General features: G+C 51.8%; 21 protein-coding genes and 1 pseudogene. 12 read left to right on the top strand and 10 right to left on the bottom strand.

Annotation, left to right across the window (positions count from 1 at the left end):
• Positions 1-2 precede the first annotated feature (2 nt).
• The 11 genes from miaA to DW088_RS03130 all read left to right on the top strand — a co-directional run bounded on the left by miaA (position 3) and on the right by DW088_RS03130 (position 9834).
• On the top strand, positions 3-944 hold the full coding sequence (gene miaA, locus DW088_RS03180) for a tRNA (adenosine(37)-N6)-dimethylallyltransferase MiaA (RefSeq protein WP_118359415.1): 942 nt from the start codon (positions 3-5) through the stop codon (positions 942-944).
• A gap of 32 nt (positions 945-976) precedes the next feature.
• On the top strand, positions 977-1225 hold the full coding sequence (hfq, locus tag DW088_RS03175; protein ID WP_199667438.1) for an RNA chaperone Hfq: 249 nt from the start codon (positions 977-979) through the stop codon (positions 1223-1225).
• Positions 1226-1244: 19 nt separating this feature from the next.
• Positions 1245-2534 (top strand): HlyD family efflux transporter periplasmic adaptor subunit, encoded by a 1290-nt coding sequence (locus DW088_RS03170; protein WP_118359413.1) that lies wholly within the window; start codon positions 1245-1247, stop codon positions 2532-2534.
• Complete coding sequence (locus tag DW088_RS03165; protein WP_118359411.1) at positions 2531-3256, top strand: YggS family pyridoxal phosphate-dependent enzyme; 726 nt, start codon at positions 2531-2533, stop codon at positions 3254-3256. The genes DW088_RS03170 and DW088_RS03165 overlap by 4 nt, the downstream gene beginning before the upstream one ends.
• Before the next feature lie 20 nt (positions 3257-3276).
• Complete coding sequence (locus DW088_RS03160; protein WP_243022707.1) at positions 3277-3777, top strand: cell division protein SepF; 501 nt, start codon at positions 3277-3279, stop codon at positions 3775-3777.
• Between the two features lie 9 nt (positions 3778-3786).
• Positions 3787-4065 carry a YggT family protein gene (locus tag DW088_RS03155; RefSeq protein ID WP_147358098.1) on the top strand — a complete coding sequence of 93 codons (279 nt, stop codon included), beginning with the start codon at positions 3787-3789 and terminating at the stop codon, positions 4063-4065.
• Positions 4066-4159: 94 nt separating this feature from the next.
• The gene (locus tag DW088_RS03150) at positions 4160-4753 is read left to right on the top strand and encodes a DivIVA domain-containing protein (RefSeq protein WP_117488033.1); all 594 of its coding nucleotides are present in this window, start codon (positions 4160-4162) and stop codon (positions 4751-4753) included.
• A 27-nt stretch (positions 4754-4780) separates the two neighbouring features.
• Positions 4781-7570 (top strand): isoleucine--tRNA ligase, encoded by a 2790-nt coding sequence (ileS, locus tag DW088_RS03145; RefSeq protein WP_118359407.1) that lies wholly within the window; start codon positions 4781-4783, stop codon positions 7568-7570.
• Between the two features lie 61 nt (positions 7571-7631).
• Entirely contained in the window at positions 7632-8102 is a 471-nt protein-coding gene (lspA, locus tag DW088_RS03140) for a signal peptidase II (protein ID WP_118359405.1), read from the top strand.
• Positions 8103-8104: 2 nt separating this feature from the next.
• Positions 8105-9025 (top strand): RluA family pseudouridine synthase, encoded by a 921-nt coding sequence (locus DW088_RS03135; RefSeq protein ID WP_118359403.1) that lies wholly within the window; start codon positions 8105-8107, stop codon positions 9023-9025.
• Positions 9022-9834: an HAD family hydrolase gene (locus tag DW088_RS03130; protein ID WP_118359401.1), complete on the top strand. Its 813-nt coding sequence runs from the start codon at positions 9022-9024 to the stop codon at positions 9832-9834. The genes DW088_RS03135 and DW088_RS03130 overlap by 4 nt, the downstream gene beginning before the upstream one ends.
• Before the next feature lie 324 nt (positions 9835-10158).
• Here the strand turns inward: DW088_RS03130 and DW088_RS03125 are convergent.
• The 7 genes and pseudogenes from DW088_RS03125 to DW088_RS03095 all read right to left on the bottom strand — a co-directional run.
• Positions 10159-10335: pseudogene (locus DW088_RS03125) on the bottom strand (transposase); the annotation flags it as partial.
• 254 nt (positions 10336-10589) lie between these two features.
• A complete protein-coding gene (pdxT, locus tag DW088_RS03120; RefSeq protein WP_118359397.1) occupies positions 10590-11174 on the bottom strand; it encodes a pyridoxal 5'-phosphate synthase glutaminase subunit PdxT in 585 nt (194 codons plus the stop codon).
• A gap of 1 nt (position 11175) precedes the next feature.
• On the bottom strand, positions 11176-12048 hold the full coding sequence (gene pdxS / locus DW088_RS03115) for a pyridoxal 5'-phosphate synthase lyase subunit PdxS (protein ID WP_118359395.1): 873 nt from the start codon (positions 12046-12048) through the stop codon (positions 11176-11178).
• A 163-nt stretch (positions 12049-12211) separates the two neighbouring features.
• Positions 12212-14131, bottom strand: a complete 1920-nt coding sequence (locus DW088_RS03110; RefSeq protein ID WP_118359393.1) for an HlyD family secretion protein — start codon at positions 14129-14131, stop codon at positions 12212-12214.
• Positions 14132-14192: 61 nt separating this feature from the next.
• Complete coding sequence (locus tag DW088_RS03105) at positions 14193-14705, bottom strand: hypothetical protein (RefSeq protein WP_118359391.1); 513 nt, start codon at positions 14703-14705, stop codon at positions 14193-14195.
• 130 nt (positions 14706-14835) lie between these two features.
• Positions 14836-16311: a stage IV sporulation protein A gene (gene spoIVA / locus DW088_RS03100; protein ID WP_118359390.1), complete on the bottom strand. Its 1476-nt coding sequence runs from the start codon at positions 16309-16311 to the stop codon at positions 14836-14838.
• Between the two features lie 14 nt (positions 16312-16325).
• Complete coding sequence (locus tag DW088_RS03095) at positions 16326-17801, bottom strand: DUF3794 domain-containing protein (protein ID WP_118359388.1); 1476 nt, start codon at positions 17799-17801, stop codon at positions 16326-16328.
• 141 nt (positions 17802-17942) lie between these two features.
• Between DW088_RS03095 and DW088_RS15805 the strand changes: the two genes are divergently transcribed.
• The gene (locus tag DW088_RS15805) at positions 17943-18089 is read left to right on the top strand and encodes a hypothetical protein (protein WP_158557213.1); all 147 of its coding nucleotides are present in this window, start codon (positions 17943-17945) and stop codon (positions 18087-18089) included.
• A gap of 153 nt (positions 18090-18242) precedes the next feature.
• On the opposite strand, the gene DW088_RS03090 is transcribed toward DW088_RS15805, so the two are convergent.
• The 3 genes from DW088_RS03090 to nrdD are packed head-to-tail and all read right to left on the bottom strand — an operon-like array spanning position 18243 to position 21395.
• A complete protein-coding gene (locus DW088_RS03090) occupies positions 18243-18758 on the bottom strand; it encodes a deoxyuridine 5'-triphosphate nucleotidohydrolase (RefSeq protein WP_118359386.1) in 516 nt (171 codons plus the stop codon).
• A 16-nt stretch (positions 18759-18774) separates the two neighbouring features.
• Complete coding sequence (gene nrdG, locus DW088_RS03085) at positions 18775-19269, bottom strand: anaerobic ribonucleoside-triphosphate reductase activating protein (RefSeq protein ID WP_118359384.1); 495 nt, start codon at positions 19267-19269, stop codon at positions 18775-18777.
• A 5-nt stretch (positions 19270-19274) separates the two neighbouring features.
• The gene (nrdD, locus tag DW088_RS03080) at positions 19275-21395 is read right to left on the bottom strand and encodes an anaerobic ribonucleoside-triphosphate reductase (RefSeq protein ID WP_118359382.1); all 2121 of its coding nucleotides are present in this window, start codon (positions 21393-21395) and stop codon (positions 19275-19277) included.
• Positions 21396-21751: the final 356 nt, after the last annotated feature.

Here is a 21751-nt window from a genome sequence, read left to right as displayed (position 1 = left end):
GCATGGAAAACCGTTTGATCTGCATCTGCGGACCGACTGCCAGCGGCAAAACCGCCTTATCGGTCGCATTGGCGCAACAACTGCATACCGAGATCATTTCTGCGGATTCCATGCAGCTTTATCGTGAAATGGATATCGGCACCGCCAAGCCGGATATGAGGGAACGGCAGGACGTACCGCACCATCTGTTCGATGTATGCGAGCCCGGCGAAACGTTCTCAGTGGCGCGGTATGTCGAACTGGCAGACGCTGCTGCGCAGAATATTCTGTCGCGCGGGATGACACCGATCGTTGTCGGCGGCACAGGATTGTACATGGACGCGCTCATCGAGTGCAGCGTATTCTCCGGCGATGAGACCGACCTGACCGTGCGTGAGAAATATCAGCGGATGGCGGCCGAGCAGGGCAATCAGGCGGTACATGACTGTCTGGCTAAGGTAGATCCGGCCGGAGCGGAACGTCTGCACCCGAATAATCTCAAGCGCGTCATTCGTGCTCTTGAGGTGTATGAGCAGACCGGTATGACGATCGACGAATTTAATCGCAGGAACAAGCGCCCGGAGCCAAAGTATGATGCTCTCAAGATCGGTGTTTGCCCGTCTGACCGTGAAATTCTGTATGACCGCATCAACCGCAGAGTGGATCTTATGATGGAAAACGGTCTGCTGGAGGAGACGAAACGGCTGGTGGAGCGCGGTCTGCTGACCGGCACTGCCGCGCAGGCCATCGGCTACAAAGAGCTGCTCGGCTATCTGAGCGGCGAGCAAACGTTGGAAGAATGTACCGAATTGCTCAAGCGCCGCAGCAGAAATTATGCAAAACGTCAGCTTACCTGGCTGAAAAGGGATGACAGCATCCACTGGATATATTATAATAGTGGAGAAGAACTTCCTTTCGTCTTACAGGAAACGACAAAATATCTTCAAAACCACGGTGTACAATGATACCATAAATTGTAATTTCAACTGGAGGAATCATTGTGCGAAACGAAATCAACTTACAGGACAGAATGCTCAGTGCACTGCGTCAGCAGGCGCAGAACATCACCGTATTTTTAACGAACGGGTTTCAGATGCGCGGTATCGTCCGCGGATTCGACAGCTTCGTTGTGATTTTGGAGAGCGACGGAAAACAGCAAATGATCTATAAGCACGCAATCTCTACTCTGATCCCACAGCATAGAGTCGATCTCCATGCACCGAGAGGGGAGCGTGCGGAACAGTGAACATATACGAGGTCTTTACATGGGACAACAGACAAAAAGCACAAAATCCAAGCCGCGAAAACGGCGGAATGACGGCGGAAACCGCGTTGTATTTATCATTGCGGCGGTGCTGATGGTGATTTATCTGGGAGGCCGTCTTTCTAACGCTTTTTCGGCTGCACCGGAGACCACACCGGCTCTGCATGTCACAGTTAATGACAGCTTTACGAGCGATGGCTGGTTCTTCCGCGATGAAGAACCGATCGACAATGCCACGGGAAGCTCGGTCAAGCACATCGTGTACAGCGGTGAACGCGTACAGCAGGACGCACCGCTGGCGATCATCTATTCCGATCAGGAATCTATGGACCTGAGCCGACAGCTCGATCCGCTGGAGGAACGTATTTCTCTTCTGGATACGGCGCTGCAGTCCGCATCGGACAGCTCAAACATCGCAAAGCTGGATCAGGTCATCACGCTGACGATCGAGCAGCTGGCCGAGCAGGTGAAGGAAGGCAGCGGTTCTTCGGTCGCATCCGCCGCAAGTTCGCTGCGCACGCTGTCGCTGCGCCGTGAGGCAGGCAATGTGGATACCAACGAGGTATCTGCCGAACGTGACGCTTTGGTTTCTGAGCAGTCCTCGCTTGAGCATCAGCTTACCGGCCGGACCACGGAACTTACTGCATCTTCGTCCGGATATTTCTCCGAGGTAGTGGATGGATACGAGAGTATTCTCACACCATCCTCACTGGATGAGATGACCGTGGAGCAGTTTGACAAGACCGTTGCGCAGCAGCCGTCTGCTGAGAACAGCAATTCGCTCGGCAAGATCGTCAAGGGATTCAACTGGTATCTGGCAGCTAAGATTCCGTCCGAGCAGGCCGAGCGTCTGCAGGTCGGTCAGGAGCTGACGGTAAACTTTACACAGGCTTCGATGGAATCCAAAGTAACCGTGCATTCCGTCAACCATCAAGGTGACAGCGATACAGCTCTGCTGGTGATGGAAGGCACAGAATTCAGCAGTGAAATGGTTTCCATGCGCGAACAGCCAATCGAAATTATCATTGCGACCTACACCGGGCTCAAGGTGCCGAAGAGTGCCGTCCGCGTGCAGGAACAAACAGACAGCGACGGAAAGACCACGCAAATCCCCGGCGTGTTCATCCTGAGCGGCTCGATACAGAAATTCAAAATGATCAACGAGCTGTTTGAGGCGGACGATTATTATGTCGTCAAACAGAGTGCGACCGACTCCGATATGCTGGTCGAGCGAGACCAGGTTATCGTTCAAGGTAAAAATCTGCAAAATAATATGGTGGTGAAAACATGACGGAGCAAGAAAAGAAAGAACTGCAGGAACGCGTAAAATCTGTGATCGAGCGCGTCAACAATGCCGCCGTGCAGGCAGGGCGCGATCCCAGTGAAATTACGCTGGTGGCTGCGACCAAAATGAATGACGCCGAGCGCGTGCAGGCAGCTATCGAAGCAGGAATCCGCGTGTGCGGTGAAAACCGTGTGCAGGAGCTGCAGGAGAAGTATGAACAGGACGCCTACGATGGCGCAGACCTTCAGTTTATCGGCACGCTGCAGACCAACAAGGTCAAGTACCTGATCGGCAAGGTTTCGCTGATTCAGTCAGTCGGCTCGGTTCATCTCGGCGAGGCTATCGCTAAGGAAGCCGAGAAGCGCGGTGTTTGTCAGGATATTCTTCTGGAGGTAAATATCGGCAGAGAAGCCGCAAAAAGCGGTCTTCCGCCCGAAGAACTGCACGATGCGATCGTGAAATTGAGCGCAAAAAAGTCACTTCATATCCGCGGATTGATGGCAATTCCTCCCGTTGCAGATGAAAAAACAAAAAATTCAAACTACTTTACCGAAATGCGTCAAGTATTTATTGACATTTTGACGAAAAAATACGATAATGTAGATATGGATTATTTGTCTATGGGAATGACGAATGATTTTGAAACGGCGATTGCGTGCGGAGCGAACATGGTTCGCGTGGGCACGGCGATCTTTGGCAAACGGCCGTATCAGATCGTTTCGCCTTAAAACATAAGGAGGAACTTGGCATGGGTTCAATCAAAGGCTTTATTGATTGGGTAAAGGGCAGCGAGTTGGAGGACGACTACGAAGACGAGATGCCCCGTCAGAGAAACGAAGAACCTGCGATGGATAGCGAGCCATCATCTTACAATAGAAGATCCTATGACCGTTCGTACGACAGTGATGCACAGGACGCGCCTCAGGTGCGCCGTCACGATCGCAGCGATAAGGTTGTAAACATCAATACTACTACACAGCTGGCTGTGGTTCTGGTCAAGCCGGATCGTTTTGAGGCGGCTGCAGAGATTGCAGATCATCTCAAGGACAAGCGCACGGTTGTCCTCAATCTGGAGCAGACCAACAAGGATATTGCCCGTCGCCTGGTGGACTTCCTCAGCGGTGTTGCATATGCAAACGAAGGCAAGATCAAGAAGGTTGCAAACAGCACCTATATTATCACACCCTACAATGTTGATATTATGGGCGATCTGATCGACGAACTGGAAAACAGCGGTATGTATTTCTAAGCGCAGATCGTGAGTACTATCGTGAACAGCTTGGTAATATATTTCGTAGGCAGCTTATTGCGCATTCTGCAGTTTATGTTTTTTGCACGGGCAATCATGAGTTGGTTCGTACAGGGCAGCGACTCGAAAATCTACGAGTTTCTGTGCCTTGTTACCGAGCCGCTCATTCAACCTTTTCGCAGTCTGCTGAGCCGCGTGAGCGCACTGCGGAATTGTCCGTTTGATTTTGCGTTTATGCTGGCATTTTTTGTTCTGATTGTTTTAGAACAAATGGTATATATGCTTTAAGCCTGCCGGACAAACGGCGCTGATTTGGTCGGGCGCAGCCCGACCATTTTTCCGTGTCAGTACGGCAAATGATATAAAGACGGAGGAAAAACATATGACGGTGCAGGAAATACAAGAAATCGGCTTTGAAAAAGCAGTTTTCGGCGGATATGACATGAAGTCTGTCGATACTTTTCTCGAGCGTGTTGCAGAGGAATTTGCAGCGATGCAGAAGGAAAACGCTGCTATGAAGGCAAAAATGAAGGTGCTGGTCGATAAAATTGAAGAATACCGCGGTGTTGAAGAAGGAATGCACCGTACCCTACTGACCGCTCAGTCGATTGCACAGGAGACAATCGACAAGGCCAAGAAGGAAGCAGAGGAGATCATTGCTTCTGCGAAAGATGAAACCGCAAACAAGGTGAAAGACACCCAGGCGGAAATCAACACCGAGGAACAGAAACTGGAGACTGCCCGCAAGAACACTGCTGAGTTCATCGCTCATGTAGCAAAGCTGTATCAGTCGCAGGCAAGAGCACTGGCAGAGTTGGCGAAGGGCGAAAACCTCGCTCCGGTACAGCAGACTGAAGATGCAAAGAACACAAATGCGACTGGGAAGGGCGATGCACCGGTGGAAGATGCAACGCGTAAATTCGACTTCGGCGAACTGCAGTTCGGCACTGAATACGACCCGAAGGACGTTAAGTAAATAAGCGAAAGGACTGAACACTGCACAATGCAGCAGGATTACAACAACACGATCAATTTGCCCAAAACCGAATTCCCGATGCGTGCCGGTCTGCCGAAGCGCGAGCCGGGTTTTCTGGAAAACTGGGAGAAGAACGACCTCTACCATGAACTGATGAAGAAGAACGAGGGCAAACCGCTTTTCGTTCTGCACGACGGCCCTCCGTATGCAAACGGCAATCTGCATATGGGTCATGCACTGAATAAGATCCTCAAGGATTTTATTCTGCGTTCGCGCAATATGATGGGTTATCAGGCTCCGTACATTCCGGGCTGGGATACCCATGGTCTTCCGATTGAGCGTCAGGCAATCAAGGCTTACGGCATGGATCGCAGCAAGGTTTCCACTGCGGAGTTCCGCTCCAAGTGTGAAGAGTTTGCACACGATCATGTCAATACCCAGCGCACCCAGTTTAAGCGTTTGGGCGTTATCGGCGACTGGGATCGTCCGTACCTGACCCTGACCCATGATTACGAGGCTGCTCAGATTGAGATTTTCGGCGAGATGGCTAAGAAGGGTTACATCTACAAGGGTCAGAAGCCGGTTTACTGGTGCCCGCACGACGAGACCGCACTGGCTGAGGCAGAGATTGAGTACAAGGATGTTCCGTGTAAGTCTATCTTTGTAAAGTTCGCTGTAACCGATGACAAGGGTGTTATCACCAAACTGCTTGGTACCAAAGAGAACGTATATTTCGTAATTTGGACCACCACTACCTGGACCATTCCGGGCAACCTTGCAATTTCTCTGAACCCAAACTTCGAGTATGATTTCGTTAAGGTCCCGAACGGCGAGGTTTATGTTCTGGCTAAGGAACTGGTTGCTTCTGTTATGAAGACTGCAGGCATTGACAGCTGGGAAGTTCTCGCAACCGTTCTTGGCTCTGATCTGGAGCTGATCAAGACCAAGCACCCGCTGTTCGACCGTGATTCTCTGGTTATCACCGGTGACCATGTAACGCTCGATGCCGGTACAGGCTGTGTTCATACCGCTCCGGGCTTCGGTGCTGATGACTTTATCGTTTGCCAGAGGTACAACATCCCGATCATCGTTCCGGTTGACGGCAAGGGGCGCCATACCGCTGAATCCGGCAAGTACGAGGGTATGTTCGTGGATGATTCCAACGAGGTTATCCTCAAGGATCTGGATGACTGCGGCGCACTTCTCGCAACCGAGGACATCGTGCACAGCTATCCGCATTGCTGGCGCTGCAAAAATCCGATCATCTTCCGCACTACTGAGCAGTGGTTCTGCTCTGTTGATGCGCTCAAGGATGACGCAGTCAAGGCTTGTGAGGACATCAAGTGGATTCCCGGCTGGGGTCAGGAGCGCATGACCTCCATGATCCGTGAGCGTTCTGACTGGTGTATTTCCCGTCAGCGTGTCTGGGGTGTTCCGATTCCGATCTTCACCTGCAAGAAGTGTGGCAAGCCGCTGGTAAATGAGCAGACGATTAAGACCGTTGCTGATCTGTTCCGTGAAAAGGGCTCCAACGCATGGTTCGACATGACGGCTGCTGAGATTCTGCCGGCAGGCACCAAGTGTGAGTGCGGCTGCAGCGAATTTGACAAGGAAACCGACACCATGGACGTATGGTTCGATTCCGGTTCCTCTTGGCGCGCTGTTATCGAGAACCGCGAAGGCCAGAAGACCCCGGTTGACGTATATCTGGAAGGCAACGACCAGTATCGCGGCTGGTTCCAGTCCTCGATGCTGACCTCTATCGCTACACAGGGCAAGGCTCCGTACAAGACGGTTATCACCCACGGTATGATTGTTGATGAGGAGCGCCAGAAGATGTCCAAGTCTCTGGGCAACGGTATTGCTCCGGAGGATATCCTCAAGCAGTATGGCGCAGACGTAATGCGTCTGTGGGTTGCTTCTTCTGACTACCGTCAGGATATGCGTATTTCCAAGGACATGCTCAAGCATCTGTCACAGAACTACCTCAAGATCCGTAACACGGCTCGCTACATTCTGGGCAACCTGTTTGATTTTGATCCTAAGACCAACGCTGTTGCATACGCAGATATGCCGGAGTTGGATAAGTGGGCACTGATGAAGCTGAACGACCTTGCTGCAAAGGTTCGTGAGGGATATGATAGCTACGAATTCCACACCGTATTCCATGCAATTCATAATTTCTGTGTTGTTGATATGTCCAACTTCTACCTCGATGTGATCAAGGATCGTCTGTACTGCGATGAGACCGATGGTCTGAGCCGCCGCTCTGCACAGACTACGATCTATCGTATCCTGAGTGCGCTGGTTCGCATGCTGTCTCCGATTCTGTGCTTTACCGCAGACGAAATCTGGCAGGCTATGCCGCACGCTGCTGAGGATGATGCTCGCAACGTAGCATATAACGAGATGCCGCAGGCTGACGAGGCCTTGTCCTTCAGCGATGAGGATCGTGCTAAGTGGGACAAGCTGACAGCATTCCGCGATGATGTAAACAAGGCGCTCGAGGGTGCGCGTACTGCTAAGACCATCGGCAAGCCGCTGGAAGCATGCGTTACTGTTTACGCTGACGCTGAACAGGCTGCATTCCTGAACGGCTGTGGTCAGGATCTGGCTGATCTGTGCATTGTTTCTGAACTTGATGTCGTTGCCGGTGACGGTGAGGGCGCTGCAAGCGAGAATCTGCCGGGTCTGAAGATTGCTGTTGCCCGCGCAGCAGGTGAGAAGTGCCTGCGCTGCTGGAAGCAGGCTAAGACCGTTGGTTCTGATGCAAAGCATCCGGGTCTGTGTGCTCGCTGTGCCAAGGTTGTAGGCTAAAAGAAGAATCCAAGGGGGAGCAGAGCAATTCTGTTCCTCCTTTTTGTTTTGGAGGTAGAAAATGCCGATTTATATTTGTGCAATCTTGCTGATGATCGCGGCAGATCAGGCAGTGAAATACTGGGCGTTTACATCCCTGCAGGCACAGCAGACCATTCCGTTGATCAATGGTGTGTTTCACTTGACCTATATTGAGAACCGCGGTGCAGCATTCAGCCTGTTCGCGCAGTTTGATTCACGCTGGATTTTTGTTGTATTGGCCATTGTGATTACAGTTGCCATTTTCACAGCGATTTACAGGAATATGCTGCAGACTCAGCTTGGCTGCTGGTCGCTGATTCTGGTAGCGGCAGGCGCACTCGGCAACGCCATTGATCGTGTAGCATGCGGTTTTGTTGTCGATATGTTTGACTTCCGTCTGATTCATTTTCCGGTATTTAATGTGGCAGATATCTTCATTTGTGTAGGTGGCGTACTGTTTGTGCTATATTTTATGCTTCAGCACAAGGAGACAAGCGAAGCGGAGAAGTAACCATGAGTGAATTACAATTTACAGTTCCGTCAGAGCAATCCGGCAAGCGTATCGACAGCTGGCTGGCAGAGCAGATTGAAGGACTGACCCGCTCTGCAGCGCAGAATCTTCTGTCAGAGCAGGCAGTAAGCTGTAGCGGTCAGCCGCTCAAGAAAAATTACAAGCTGGTCGGCGGCGAGGCGGTTACGGTTCAACTTCCGGAGTTAAAGGAAGTTGATCTCAAGCCGGAGAATATTCCGCTGGATATCGTTTATGAGGATGCGGATATTGTGGTGGTCAACAAGCCGCGCGGCATGGTTGTGCATCCTGCGGCTGGCAACTGGGATGGTACGTTGGTTAATGCATTGATGTACCACTGTGGTGACAGCCTGTCTGGTATTAACGGTGAACATCGACCGGGCATTGTGCATCGTATAGATAAGGATACCAGTGGTCTGCTCGTTGTGGCGAAAAATGACGCCGCACATCAGAGTCTGGCGGCTCAGATTGCGGCGCATACGGCATATCGCGGCTATGAAGCGATTGTGGTTGGTTCTGTTAAGGATGATACGGGAACGGTGGATAAGCCGATTGCCCGTCACAAGACGGATCGAAAAAAAATGGCAATCGTGGAAGGCGGACGGGAGGCAATCACGCATTATTCTGTCATCAAACGGTATAACGGCTACACACATATGGCGTTTCAGCTCGAGACCGGACGTACACACCAGATTCGTGTACATATGGCATCTATTGGTCATCCGATTATCGGTGATCCGGTGTACGGACTGAAAAAAGACCGGTTTTCCAATATCGGCGGTCAATGTCTGCATGCAGCGAAGCTGACGCTCACGCACCCGAGAACAGGGGAGCGAATGGATTTTTCGGCATCGCTGCCACAATATTTTACTGAAGTTCTTGATAAATTGGGGCGTATGCAATGAAAAAGTTTAAGGGTATGCTGTTGGCCTGCGATATGGATGGTACGCTGCTCGATGATTCAAAGCAAATTCCGGCAGAAAATCTGCGTGCATTACAATATTTTACGAAACAGGGAGGACGGCTGTCGCTTGCGACCGGCCGTTCTCCTCATGCTATTGGCACATATATAGCTAAGTTGCCGGTCAATGCGCCATACAGTGTGATGAATGGTTCATTGATTTGCGATGAAAATCGCCAGATTTTGCATTGCTCCGGTATGCCGTACGAGACGAAAGAAATGATTGAGCATGTATTGTTAAATAATTCACAATTTGGATGCGAGATTTTTACCACCGAAACAGCGCTGATTCGTCAAATGAGCGATCACACGCTGCAGCACATGCGCAAGCTGCATTTAGATTATCAGATGCTTTCTAATGAGCAGTTTGCAAAAAGCGCAACTGCGGATTGGTGTACGGTCAATTTTACCGGTGAACCGGCACAAATCACCGCACTTACACAGGATTTACTGATTCGATATCCGCATGTATTTGATGTGACATCCAGCATGCCGACATTCTGTGAAATCACAGCCGCTGGTGTGAATAAGGGTTCGGCTCTACGAAGTATTGTTGAATACTTACCGGACGTTGAACGTGTGTTTGCTATTGGCGACAGCTACAATGATGAATCCATGCTGCAAGAAGCTCAGATTTCGTTTGCACCGGCCAATGCAGAGCCGGAAGTGCTGCAAAATGTCAATATGACGGTAAGTTCTAATAATGATCGTGCTGTGGCTGATATGATAGAGTATCTGGAGAAAATAGGATGAAAACAGTTAATTACTAATTGTTATTAGATAGATGGTTTGCTAATTATACAAAATCATTATTTTGTATAATTAGATTCCTATGTCTAAATTAGATTCTACACTACGAATGTCTACCTCGTCAACTGTTTTATACGGGTCATCGCTACGACATACCAGCCAATCACAAGTTATACCAAAAATGCACCCCAAATTCAACAGGACGCTGGACGAAAACAATGTTTCGCCACGTTCCCAGCGATAGACCGTATCACGGCAGATACCGAGCGCCGAAGCAATTTTAACGTCGAAACACCGGAACGTCGCCTTGCTTCACGAATACGATTAGGATTTCTTCTCTTTCTGCGGCACATAGACCAGAATATTCCGCATGAAATGCACCTTGCAGCGCTGCCATGAGGCGTCGGGAAAGGATTCACGAATTGCTGAAACCAGTCCGGCGTGTGCATCTGAAATGATAAGCCTGGGCGTGGACAGACTACGGTCCTCCAGATTCTGAAACAGCACTTCGCTGACAATACGCTGACTTTTCTCTGCTCCTAGCCTGCTGGTCCACCTCGACCTCCGTGAGTTCTGTGCACAGCCATTCCAGCATACTCAGCATCGGATCCGGCTCCGTCACACATTGCAGTAGCAATGGAGCCCTAAGGACCTGTCTATTTTCTGTTGTATATGTGATAGAAACCCAGTTGCCGCTTAATGGGCAACTGGGTTTTTCGACAGACTGTAAGCGGCTCATACAGAGCCGCTTATTTTAGTTATCCTGCATTCTTCAACCGAAACTGCTCAACCATCCGAATGAAATGCTGATGCACCGTCAAATCCTTATCTAATTCCGGATGAAATGCGGTCACGAGCATATTATCCTGCTGTGCAGCAACAATATTACTGTCAACAATGGATAGCACCTCGACATTATTTCCTACGCTCTCAATATATGGTGCGCGAATGAATGTCATCGGGATTCTCTCGATACTGCCAAACCGATCATCCGTGAAAAAACTGCCAAGCTGTCTGCCATAGGCATTACGTTTTACGCGAATATCCATCACACTGAAGCATGGTATGCCGCCATCAATCTGCTTAGCCAACAGAATCAGACCGGCACAGGTTCCGAATACAGGAAGTCCGTTTTGAATCTGCTCACGCAGCGTATCATACAAATCCAACTCGCGCAAGAGTTTATTCATTACTGTGCTTTCCCCACCCGGAATAATCAAACCATTCATCGGCTGATCCAAATCGCGCTTCTGACGAATTTCGAAGTGCGATACACCGAGTTTGTCCAGCACTGCGGCATGCTCTGCGAAGGCGCCCTGCAGCGCCAGAATTCCAACTGCCATTTTACTTGCCTCGCTCTGCCATCAGCAATGCGATTTCGTTCTCGTTAATGCCAACCATTGCTTCACCCAGATCGGTAGACAGTTCTGCAATCAGCTTTGCATCGGTGTAGTTAGTAACCGCCTTTACGATTGCTGCAGCACGCTTTGCCGGATCACCGGACTTGAAGATGCCCGAACCAACGAATACGCCTTCTGCGCCAAGCTGCATCATCAGTGCTGCGTCAGCCGGAGTTGCAACGCCGCCTGCTGCAAAGTTTACGACCGGCAGTCGGCCATTTTCATGCACACTTCTGAGCAGTTCAACCGGAACCTGCAGTTGCTTTGCGGCCTCAAACAACTCATCCTCACGCAGATTCTGCACACGGCGAATCTCTGCGTTCATAGCGCGCATGTGACGAACCGCTTGTACAACATCACCGGTGCCCGGCTCACCCTTGGTACGGATCATTGCAGCGCCTTCAGTGATGCGGCGCAGAGCTTCACCCAGATCACGCGCACCGCATACAAACGGAACCTTGAACTGTGTCTTATCAATGTGGTATACATCGTCCGCCGGAGACAGCACTTCACTCTCGTCGATATAGTCGATCTCGATTGCTTCCAGCACCTGTGCCTCAACAAAGTGACCGATACGGCACTTCGCCATAACCGGAATGGAAACTGCTTCCTGAATACCGCGAATCATCTTCGGGTCGCTCATGCGGGAAACGCCGCCTGCTGCACGGATGTCAGCCGGAATGCGCTCCAGCGCCATAACTGCACATGCGCCTGCTGCTTCGGCAATTTTCGCCTGCTCCGGTGTGGTTACGTCCATAATGACGCCGCCCTTCAGCATCTGGGCCAGTTCCTTGTTCAGCTTATATTGTACGCTCATGTCGTTCAGACTCCTTTGTTGTTTGGTGTATGAACGCATTATACGCCTAATCTGAATATGTTAAAATATTCAGATTATAATTATTTTATAATGCCAGTTTGTAAGAAATAAAGGAAAGCACGGTTTCTGTTTCTAAAACAAAATCCGTGCTTTATACTGCTTATCAGCTGTTATATGCTGTATTTTCCTCATCAGTTACCGCGTTTGATGTGTTTGGTGTGGCATTCAGATAAACCGTTGCACCTTCATCGATGCCCCAGAAAATTTCGGTATTGTTCGCATCTGAAACGCCGGTTTCCACCGCTACCAGCTGATAGCCTTCGGGGGCTTCCATGCCGTCCGGAATCGGCAGTGTATCATCGAACGGAATTTCGTTGCCGTCCTTGTCGATGAGCGTTTTGGTGAATACACCCGTACAGCCATCCGCCGTGTGAACGATAGCGGAAGTCGGTACTATCAAGCAGCTGTCCGATTCGGCAACTGCAATTTTGTAATCGACCATCATGTCGCTGGAAATCGCCTGACCTTCGATAGAATCAACCGTGATAATTGCTTTAAAAGTCGTTAGACTGCCCTGACTGCCTGTGTTCTGACTCGGCTCCGGCGAAACCGAGTCAACCACACCGGTGAGCGGCAGCTCGGAACCATCCATCGTGTACATGTTCATTGTTACCGTCTGACCGGGCTCGACAGACTGCACTTCATCTGTCGTCAGCTCGGCCGTAACAACGGTATCGTTCAGGTCGGAAACAACAACCAGAGGCTCGGTACCATCGGTCTCCTCCCCTTCTTCTGCGTTCAGTGAGGTGACAACGCCGTCAATCGAAGCCGTCATCGTAGCATCCAGAATCTCCTGCTGCAGCTTGAGAATGCGCGTCTGAATCTCGCTCACCTTGGCCTGTGCGGCTGCAGCCGTGCTCTGTGCAGCCGTGAGACTGCTTCGCGCGTCCGAAGTATCCGGCGCTGCAACATTGGAAATTGACATAATGACTGCGCCGCTGCTGTATGTGCGGTTCGAGCCGTTATAGGCCGTGATTTCACCGCCGATCGGTGCCGTGATAACCTGCTCCTTGCTGTAGTCCAGCGTGCCTGAGCCGGAAGAGAAAATCGTGCCGGCGCTGTCGCTGTTGATCGTTGCGGTAGCACTCGTTCCCTGCGCCAGTGAACCGGAGGGATTCTGCACGGTTAATACGACAAGGAACGTACCTTTGCCGGAAGTGGAATCAATCGACGAAACCACAGCGGAAACCTGTCCGGCAGAGGTAGAGATCGTAGCCGTCTGACCGGCCTTGATATCTTTGGCATATTCCGAACTAAACTGTACAGCAAGCTGCATCTGGCTGTCGTTGACCATACGGCCGATGGTCTGTCCTGCACTTACCTTCTGCCCCACCGAAAATGTGCTTGATGCGATAAACTTGCCGCTGAACGGTGCCGTAGCGCTGCTGTGGGTGTACTGGCTCTGTGCCGAGGCAATGCGGCTCTGTGCCTGCGTGATCGCTGCCTGTGCGTTGGTCAACTCACTCTGCGCGGCCGTGAATTCGGCCTGTGCCGCTGTCAGCTGTTCGCGGATTCCGGTCGGATCGACAACGACCAGTGGATCACCGGCATGCACCTCATCTCCCTCGGAAACCAGCACCTGAGAGATTTTGCCCTCAAGTCCCAGGCCAAGTTCTTCCGTGTTGCGTGCAGCCGTTTCACCGCTGCCCTCGATATAAGTGCCAATATCGCCATAGGTAACGACTGCAGTCGTCGGAATCGTGTTTTCCGTACCGGTATTGCGCGACTGAATGACAGCAAATACCGAACCGCCGACCAGCAGAATAATCAATCCTGCTGCAATGATAACGCGGACGCACTTGCTTCGATTAAATCTTTTGCGAAAGGATTCAGCTAACTGCTCTGCCTTCTCGTTTTTTTCGTCAGCATCAGCTTTTTCGGATGCTTCTTCCAGTGCAGTATTGTCCTCCGTCTGAACGGTCTTGTCAGCAGTGTTTTCTGACATCGACGGAAGCGTCTGTGTCTGCTCAAGCTCCTGTTCATGCTTGTGTTTGCCGAAGAACTTCTTCTTGTTCTGGCTCATATTTTGATGTTCCTTTCTATGCTCTGTTCCTGTGAAACAGAGCCGTGCCTGATCTTGGAAGTTATCTCTCGATCAGAGCCTGTAAAAAGTCGTGTACTTTTGCGGGCAGTTCCTCCAGCGAACCGTCGTTGAGGAATTCCGCATCATAGGCGTACGCTGCAACGCCGTCATCCGAGCGGTTGCCAAGCTGTCCGCGTGCCTGCTCAAGTGTCGGTCGACGCACGAGAATGGTCTTGCAGTTTACGCCTGCCGCCTGACGGAAGCGCTCGATCTCCTCCGGCTCCCGGATATGGACGAACAGCAGTTCTGCATCATTTTCAGCAAATATCTGCAGCTGTTCTGTGCAGTAGCGGAACGGAAGGTCGTTGAATTCCGTACAGTCTGCCTTCAGCTGCGAAAGAAAACGGCGTGCCGCCGGTGTTTTGGTGCCATCCCATCCGGCGGCTTTGGCCACCTGCAAAATGGGTGTGATGGACGAAATGTTCTGCACCTTCCAGCTTTGCGCGGCAGCACTGCATACGGTATCCTTGCCGACACCGCCGCTGCCGTTTATGATAAACACTTGTTTGGTCAAGTAAAAGTCTCCTTCAAATGCGCATTTTTATACACTATACATTTTAGCACAGCAAATCGACCTTTACAAGCGGACAGTCTTTACAATTCTGTTAAAAAAGCGTGCCTGTTTTTGGCAGGCACGCCCGATTTCACAGGATGATGCAGATGAGTCCTCCTGCGCTTTCGTTGATGATCTTTTCCAGTGTTTCACGGATTTTACCACGGGCATCATCCGGCATACGGCTCAATTTGTGCGACAGTTCCTCACGCACGAGTTCATTGAGCGACTTTCCGAAAATATTGGTCTCCCAAATCTTCTCCGGCTGTTCCTCAAACTCGCTGAGCAGATAGTGTACCAGTTCTTCCGACTGCTTTTCCGTGCCGACGATCGGATTGACCTCGGCTTTGATGTTGGCCCGCATCATATGGATGGATGGTGCAGAAGCCCGCAGACGCACACCATACCGCCCTCCCTGCCGAACGATTTCCGGTTCCTCGAGCGAAAGCTCCTCCACCGACGGCATCACAATGCCGTAACCGGTCTGATATACCTGATCGAGCGCACCATGCAGCCGTTCGTACTGCTGTTTCACCGTAGCGAAATCCTCAAGCACACGAATCAAATCTGCGTCATCTCGCACCTGAATGCCGGTCTGCTCGCCGACAATGCCGTAGAATACGGTTTCCGGTACGTCCACACGCACGACCGCCGAGCCGCTGCCGAGCGCCATATTATCCACGCTCGCCCGCTCGACGTATTCGTTCTCTTCGAGGGTACGGCATAGCTTCTGTACATCACGCATTTTCTCTCCGTCGGCGGCGGCTGTGCGAATGCACTGGTAAATGCTGTTCTGCACCGGATGATGCAGCGGCAGAGTACCGATATAACGCGGAAGGACAAAACCAATCTCGCAGACCGGAAATTCATACAGCACCTGCTGCAGAATATCCGCAATGTCGCTCTCATCCAGTTCAAGACAGTTCACCGCAATCGGTGCAATCCCGTACTGCGACTGCAGCTCGTCGCATACACGCTGTGCCGCTTCGCCGTTCGGCTCTGACGAGTTTACCAGTACGAGAAACGGCTTGCCGAGTGACTGCAGTTCCTCAATTACGCGTTTTTCTGCCGGTATATAGGCTTCACGCGGCAGCTCGGTAAAGCTGCCGTCGGTCGTCACCACCAGTCCGATGGTAGAGTGTTCACCGATAACCTTGTGCGTGCCGATCTCTGCCGCTTCGGCCAGTGTCATGGGTTCCTCCTGCCACGGTGTAGATACCATGCGCGGTGTATCTCCCTCCATGCCGCCGAGTGCGCCCTCTACCAGATAGCCTACGCAGTCCACCAGCCGTACCCGGCATGCGCCGCCTTCCGGCAGAGCGATTTCCGCCGCTTCTTCCGGCACAAATTTCGGTTCGGCAGTCATAATTGTCCGTCCGGTGCCGGACTGCGGCAATTCATCCCGTGCGCGCTCCCGCTTGTAGGGATTCTCCATATCGGGCAGCACCATAGTCTCCATGAACCGCTTGATAAATGTGGATTTGCCCGTACGAACCGGACCGACAACACCAATATAAATATCACCGCCGGTGCGACTGCTGATTTGATCGTAAATCTGGTTTTCCATTCTCTTCCCGCCTTTCAGTCCTGAATCGGAATCAGCAGCATGGCATTCTGCACATACTCTGCCTCTGCCGGCAAGTCGTTCGCGCAGCGGATCGCCTGCTCGGTCGTATCGCAGTTTTTGGCAATGTCCCATAGCCGTTCTTCGCCGGTGATTTGCCTGAGCACCAGTGTTACGCCGTTATGTCTGCTCTCCTTTGGCTTGATCTCCAGCGCAGAGATATAGCAGAACGTCACGCGCTCCTGTGTTGCAGCAGTGCCGTTTGCGTTGACAGTCAAAAGCAATCCGCGCTCACCCGCCGCTGTGGCGCGTGCTGAAAGTGTAAGATCTTCCGGCTCTCCGACTTCACTATACGGCATGGTCAGCGGTACAATACGCTGCACTGCGCAAAGCTGCTGTTCATCACTCAAATACAGCACACGAACACCGGCTTTGACCTGCAGCTCGCTCTCCGATACGCGCTTTGCGCCGCAGCAGACCGCCTGCGCGGAAATCACATGAGAAACATGCTGTGCAGTCTGCAAAGTCTCACTGCCTTCGGCGGTAAACGGCTGCGCGGACGGCATATTCTGCAATACAGGATGTTCTGCCTGCGCAGCAAGCACCTTGCCGGGCAGATACATATCCTCGATGCAGCGCAGCTTGCGCTCCTGCCGCAGCAGTACTATTGCCTGTGCGCTGATGGTGCAGGACAACATGCCATCGGATTCCAATCGGCAGTCTGCCTCGGATACGGTCATATGAACTGCGGTCAGGGCGCCTTCTTCTGCTTCCGGCAGCTCGAGAATCTGCGTGAACGGCGTGCTGCTGTTCAGTACGCGCACAGCATCATCCTCCTGCATGGCAAGACAGTGCAGTATCGCTTCACCTTTCACGATGATTCTGCCATGCATGGCGCGGCACTCGGATACCTGCATCGTGCAGTCGGTGTGCAGAAGGGACAGCTCCGCTGCATCCGCAAGCTGTACGTCATCCAGTATTGTCACCGGATAACTGCGTACCTGCTCCAGCAGCGTTATGCTCTGCAAATGGCTCAGGCATTCTATGCCGTCCAGTTCGACCGATTCTGTCACGTCGCACTCTGCTTTGCAGTAGCCTTCGGTTAAAAAGCAAAGCTGAACGCTGACGCACACCTTGCGGCTGTTCATAGCTTCGGCCTCTACCGCAGCGATGCGGCACACGGTGCTGCAGACAGATTCTGCCGAGACACCCTCGCATTCCTCAATATGCGCAAACGTGACCGGCACGGAGAGCCGACGCAGTTTACCGCCGTTTTCTGGTTCGTACAGTACGGTCGTCTGCACGGTGCCGGATACCAACAGGCGACCATTCTGCGGAGTCTGGTCCTTGATGGCCGCCGTACCATACGCGCACACGATTCGTCCGATATCCGGAAATGTGTCCGGCACAATCGAATCCGCACTCTCTGTCGCCACAGAGATATGCGCTAATTTCTTTTCATAGTAGCAGATGCTTGTTTGATTCAGTTCCATTGATGCTGCCTCCTTTGGTTTCACCGCTGCTCCTGCATTACCATATGAAGCGCTTGCGTAAAATATGAGCAGATCGGTTTCGCGTTGCTGTCACATTTTCTATCCGAGCTGCTTATACTGGTAACAGGAGCGTGATGCGCTATGTTCTGCCGTGGTCAGGCGATCGGTCTTGCCGTATTTATGTTTGGAACAGGCTTGCTGCTAGGCAGTCTGCTCCCATCCTGTCTGCCGGTGTGGCTGATTGCACTGGCAGTGATCGCGGCAGGGCTGTTCCTGCTGCAGTGCTGAAGGAGGGTAAGGTATGATGAAGGTTGTTGTATGGAAAAGTCCCAAGTGCTTACGCGGGATCCTGTGCTGCCTGTTTCATGTAAACAGGGCATAAGAAAAAGCGCATTCGCAGATAAATCTCTGTGAATGCGCTTTTGGCTGTTTATGGAATTGTTACTTCTTTTCAGTCGTGCTGCCGAAGCCACCGGTGCGTTCACCGTCAGCCTCATCGTCTACGGTAATACCGAACGGCAGGAAAATACCCTGTGCAAAGCCGTCGCCTGCGGCAACCGAAAGGGTTTTGCCCTTGTGATCGTCGCTGGTCATCTTAATGAGAATGTGTCCTTCATTTTTAGCCTCAAAGTAGTCGCTGTCGATAATGCCGACCGTATTGTCAAGCTGCAGACGGTGACGGAAGCCCAGACTGGAACGCGGGTACAGGCTCAGCACCCAGCCGTCCTCGATCATAACGCGGATACCAGTCGGAATAAGGATGGTCTCATGCGGAACAAGCGTAAAGCTTTCCGGCGCAAAAAAATCATAGCCGGCAGAGCCCTTAGTCGCGCGGCGCGGCAGCCGGATGTTCTGATAGACCTTCTTGGCCTCATCCGCGCTGCGGCGGGTAGCCGCGCACCAGTCACGGACAAACTGTTCCTCGGATACCTTGAAAAACTGTGCGATCTGTTGCATAATTCAGCACTCCTTTTTACTTATCGTCATGCAGGACGATACTGTTAGCCGCAAGCGTGCGCGGAACATCAATCACGCGCTGGTTGGCACTGCCGCGCCAGTGAAGCTGCGGATCGGCCTGCGCCTGTACAAAACGACCGTCGATCAGCACGTCAATCTGATCAAGAAACGGCAGCCACTTGATTTCCTCCCAGCGGTAGCCGGTATACAGCCAGATGGTCTTATCCGGAAACTTTTTCCGAATCTCGCGGCACAGCTCGCTGATCTCCTCGCGGTTGCCGGGGAAAAGCGGATCACCGCCGGAAAACGTGATGCCGGAGATATAGTCCTTGCCAAGCTCGGTGAACAGCTCAGCCTTTGCTGCCTGATCAAACAGCAGACCGCCTTCCGCGTCCCATGTGATGGGGTTGTGACAGCCGGGACAGGCGTGTCCGCAGCCGGCCACCCACAGCACAACACGCAGGCCATCGCCGTTGAGCATATCGTCCTTGGTTATATTGTGATACTGCATTCGTGTTACATACTCTTTCTTTCAGCAATTTCGGCCATCTTGGCATCGTTCAGGCGCGTATCGCCCTTCACGCGAGAGTAGGAAAGATAGCCGTTCATTCTCTCGATTTTGGTAAGGTTGCGGCTGCCGCACTTCGGGCAGACGTCCATGGAAAGCTCCTCGTGACCGCAGTCATCGCAGTACGCGAGTGAAAGATTGACACCCTCATAGAAGCCCTTTGCCATGGCGCGGCGCACCAGAGAGCGAATCGCCTCATGATTGTAGTCAATCGGGTACTTGACATACTGGATCTTGCCGCCGTTGCACAGATTCCAGAAACGACCCTCAAGATCCTGCTTCTGAATCGGTGTCAGGTCCTCGGTAACGTGGCAGTGGAAGCTGTTGGAGACATACGGACGATCGGAAACACCCTCGATGATGCCGTATTTCTTGCGGAACTGCTCGACCTGCAAACCGCACAGACTCTCTGCCGGTGTACCGTAGATAGCATACAGATTGCCGTCCTCGTTCTTGAACTGCTCGACCTTATCGTTGATATACTGCAGTGTTTCGAGGGCAAACTGACCGTCCTCGGCAAGCGATTTGCCGTTGTACAGCTCCTGCAGCTCGTTAAGCGCGGTGATACCGAACGACGCGGTAGCGGTTTTCATGATCGGCTTGATCTTGTCCGACGGCTTGAGATGTCCGCCGTAGAAACCGCCCTCGCAGTACGCCAGCGGATTGGTAGATGCACGCATCTCCCCCAGGTATGCATAGGTGCGGATATGCAGCTTGCGGATAAGCTCCAGATAGTAGTCCAGAACCTCGCGGAACGGACGGCTCTCCTGCTGCGCCTTAGCGTAGATCATCGGCAGGTGCAGCGATACCGCACCAATGTTCCAGCGGCCGACAAATACCGGCTTGTCGTTCTCGTCCGCAGGCTTCATGCCGCCGCGCTCGAACCACGGAGACAGGAACGCACGGCAGCCCATCGGACTGATGATCGCGCCGTACTTTTTGTACATACTCGGCACATAACCCTCACCGGTGAGCGAAAGCCAGTCCGGATACATTGCGCGGGACGAGCACAGGATGCCGGCTTCGAATACGTCCTCGAGCGGCTTGCCGGGTCCGTGCAGATTTTCGTCATACAGGAATACGATCTTCGGGAACAGTACGGGCTTCTTCTGGCCCTTTTTGCCCTGTCCCTTGCGGCGTACGTTCAGCATGGTGATGGAGGCCAGCTTTGCGAATCGGCCCGTGCCGGTGCCCATCGTCATGGTAATGAACGGATAGTCGCCGCGGCTGGATGCTACCGTGTTGAACTTGTATTCCCAGCCCTGGAAACCCTGCTCAAAGTCGTTGAGAATGTCCGCCATAACTTCCTTCTCGACCGTATCAGCATCCAGACCCAGACGAGTATACTTCTCGGTCAGCATTTTGTAGCTGCGCTCGGCATACGGCTCGAGCAGCAGATCGACCGACGGCACGGTAAAGCCGCCGTACTGCTGGCTTGCAGCGGAAAGCACGATATCACCGATCACGTCAAATGCAACATTAAGTGTTTTTGGCTCGTTGTACCACAGATTGCCCATCTCAAAGCCGTCCTTGAGGACACTCGCTACATCAAACAGGCAGCAGTTCATGGTATCGCGGCGTGCCGACATATCGTGGACGTAAATGTAGCCGTCCCGACAGGCCTGCAGTTCCTCGGTGTTCATAAAGAACTTCTGGTACAGCTCCTTGTTGAGCTGATTGAAGATCAGGCTGCGCTTAGTGGAGACCAGCGCAGAATCCGTGTTGGAATTTTCCTTATCGCCGATATACATGATAGACTGGCTTTTCTGGTATACGCTGTCCAGCATGCCGACAAAATCCTGCTTATAGTTGCGGTAGTCGCGGTAGCTTTTGGCAACCTCCGGCTGCACCGACTCAAGTGCAGACTCAACGATGTTGTGCATTTGCCAGATCTGAATCTCGGTCATGTGATGGTCACGGATATAACCCTCGACATGATTGCAGATCGACTTCAACTCATCCTCTGTAAAGTTGTAGAGGACACGGTTTGCCGACTTATTGACGGCGATAACAACCTTCTGGATGTTAAACGGTTCTTTGGTGTGATCCTTTTTGACAACTCGAACCATGTGTTGTTCTTCCTCTCTAAATTTCATACGTTCATCATTATATCATATTGTCCGATAAAAAGCGAACAAAAAAGCACTGCTGTTTACAGGCAAAGCGTAAAAGTGCATACCCATATATCATGTGCCGCTATTGCATTGTACCATACAAGATATAGATTTGGAAGGATAAAATTCGACAAAAATATCATACATATTTTTGCGAAAATAATTCTTTGCACAAAATCGTCGGTTTTGCTTGCGGGTCTGCCGACTATCCTCTATAATAGATGTAGCGATCCTGACAGTAAGCCTCTGCGTCCGCAGATTCTGCATGAAAGGAGCCGTCCATATCGTATTGCAGCGTTTCTTGCACGGAA

This window comes from Butyricicoccus sp. AM05-1 (assembly GCF_003474415.1).
Lineage (GTDB): Bacteria > Bacillota > Clostridia > Oscillospirales > Butyricicoccaceae > Agathobaculum > Agathobaculum butyriciproducens.
Note: the sequence above shows the minus strand (reverse complement) of the source record. Positions and strands in the feature narration are given on the sequence as shown.

Bases quoted from the DNA above. Each gene is read 5' to 3' on its own strand.
- miaA (WP_118359415.1), top strand. From the start codon at position 3: ATGGAAAACCGTTTGATCTGCATCTGCGGACCGACTGCCAGCGGCAAA.
- DW088_RS03170 (WP_118359413.1), top strand. From the start codon at position 1,245: ATGGGACAACAGACAAAAAGCACAAAATCCAAGCCGCGAAAACGGCGG.
- DW088_RS03165 (WP_118359411.1), top strand. From the start codon at position 2,531: ATGACGGAGCAAGAAAAGAAAGAACTGCAGGAACGCGTAAAATCTGTG.
- DW088_RS03160 (WP_243022707.1), top strand. From the start codon at position 3,277: ATGGGTTCAATCAAAGGCTTTATTGATTGGGTAAAGGGCAGCGAGTTG.
- DW088_RS03150 (WP_117488033.1), top strand. From the start codon at position 4,160: ATGACGGTGCAGGAAATACAAGAAATCGGCTTTGAAAAAGCAGTTTTC.
- ileS (WP_118359407.1), top strand. From the start codon at position 4,781: ATGCAGCAGGATTACAACAACACGATCAATTTGCCCAAAACCGAATTC.
- lspA (WP_118359405.1), top strand. From the start codon at position 7,632: ATGCCGATTTATATTTGTGCAATCTTGCTGATGATCGCGGCAGATCAG.
- DW088_RS03135 (WP_118359403.1), top strand. From the start codon at position 8,105: ATGAGTGAATTACAATTTACAGTTCCGTCAGAGCAATCCGGCAAGCGT.
- DW088_RS03130 (WP_118359401.1), top strand. From the start codon at position 9,022: ATGAAAAAGTTTAAGGGTATGCTGTTGGCCTGCGATATGGATGGTACG.
- pdxT (WP_118359397.1), bottom strand. From the start codon at position 11,174: ATGGCAGTTGGAATTCTGGCGCTGCAGGGCGCCTTCGCAGAGCATGCC.
- pdxS (WP_118359395.1), bottom strand. From the start codon at position 12,048: ATGAGCGTACAATATAAGCTGAACAAGGAACTGGCCCAGATGCTGAAG.
- DW088_RS03110 (WP_118359393.1), bottom strand. From the start codon at position 14,131: ATGAGCCAGAACAAGAAGAAGTTCTTCGGCAAACACAAGCATGAACAG.
- spoIVA (WP_118359390.1), bottom strand. From the start codon at position 16,311: ATGGAAAACCAGATTTACGATCAAATCAGCAGTCGCACCGGCGGTGAT.
- DW088_RS03095 (WP_118359388.1), bottom strand. From the start codon at position 17,801: ATGGAACTGAATCAAACAAGCATCTGCTACTATGAAAAGAAATTAGCG.
- DW088_RS15805 (WP_158557213.1), top strand. From the start codon at position 17,943: ATGTTCTGCCGTGGTCAGGCGATCGGTCTTGCCGTATTTATGTTTGGA.
- DW088_RS03090 (WP_118359386.1), bottom strand. From the start codon at position 18,758: ATGCAACAGATCGCACAGTTTTTCAAGGTATCCGAGGAACAGTTTGTC.
- nrdG (WP_118359384.1), bottom strand. From the start codon at position 19,269: ATGCAGTATCACAATATAACCAAGGACGATATGCTCAACGGCGATGGC.
- nrdD (WP_118359382.1), bottom strand. From the start codon at position 21,395: ATGGTTCGAGTTGTCAAAAAGGATCACACCAAAGAACCGTTTAACATC.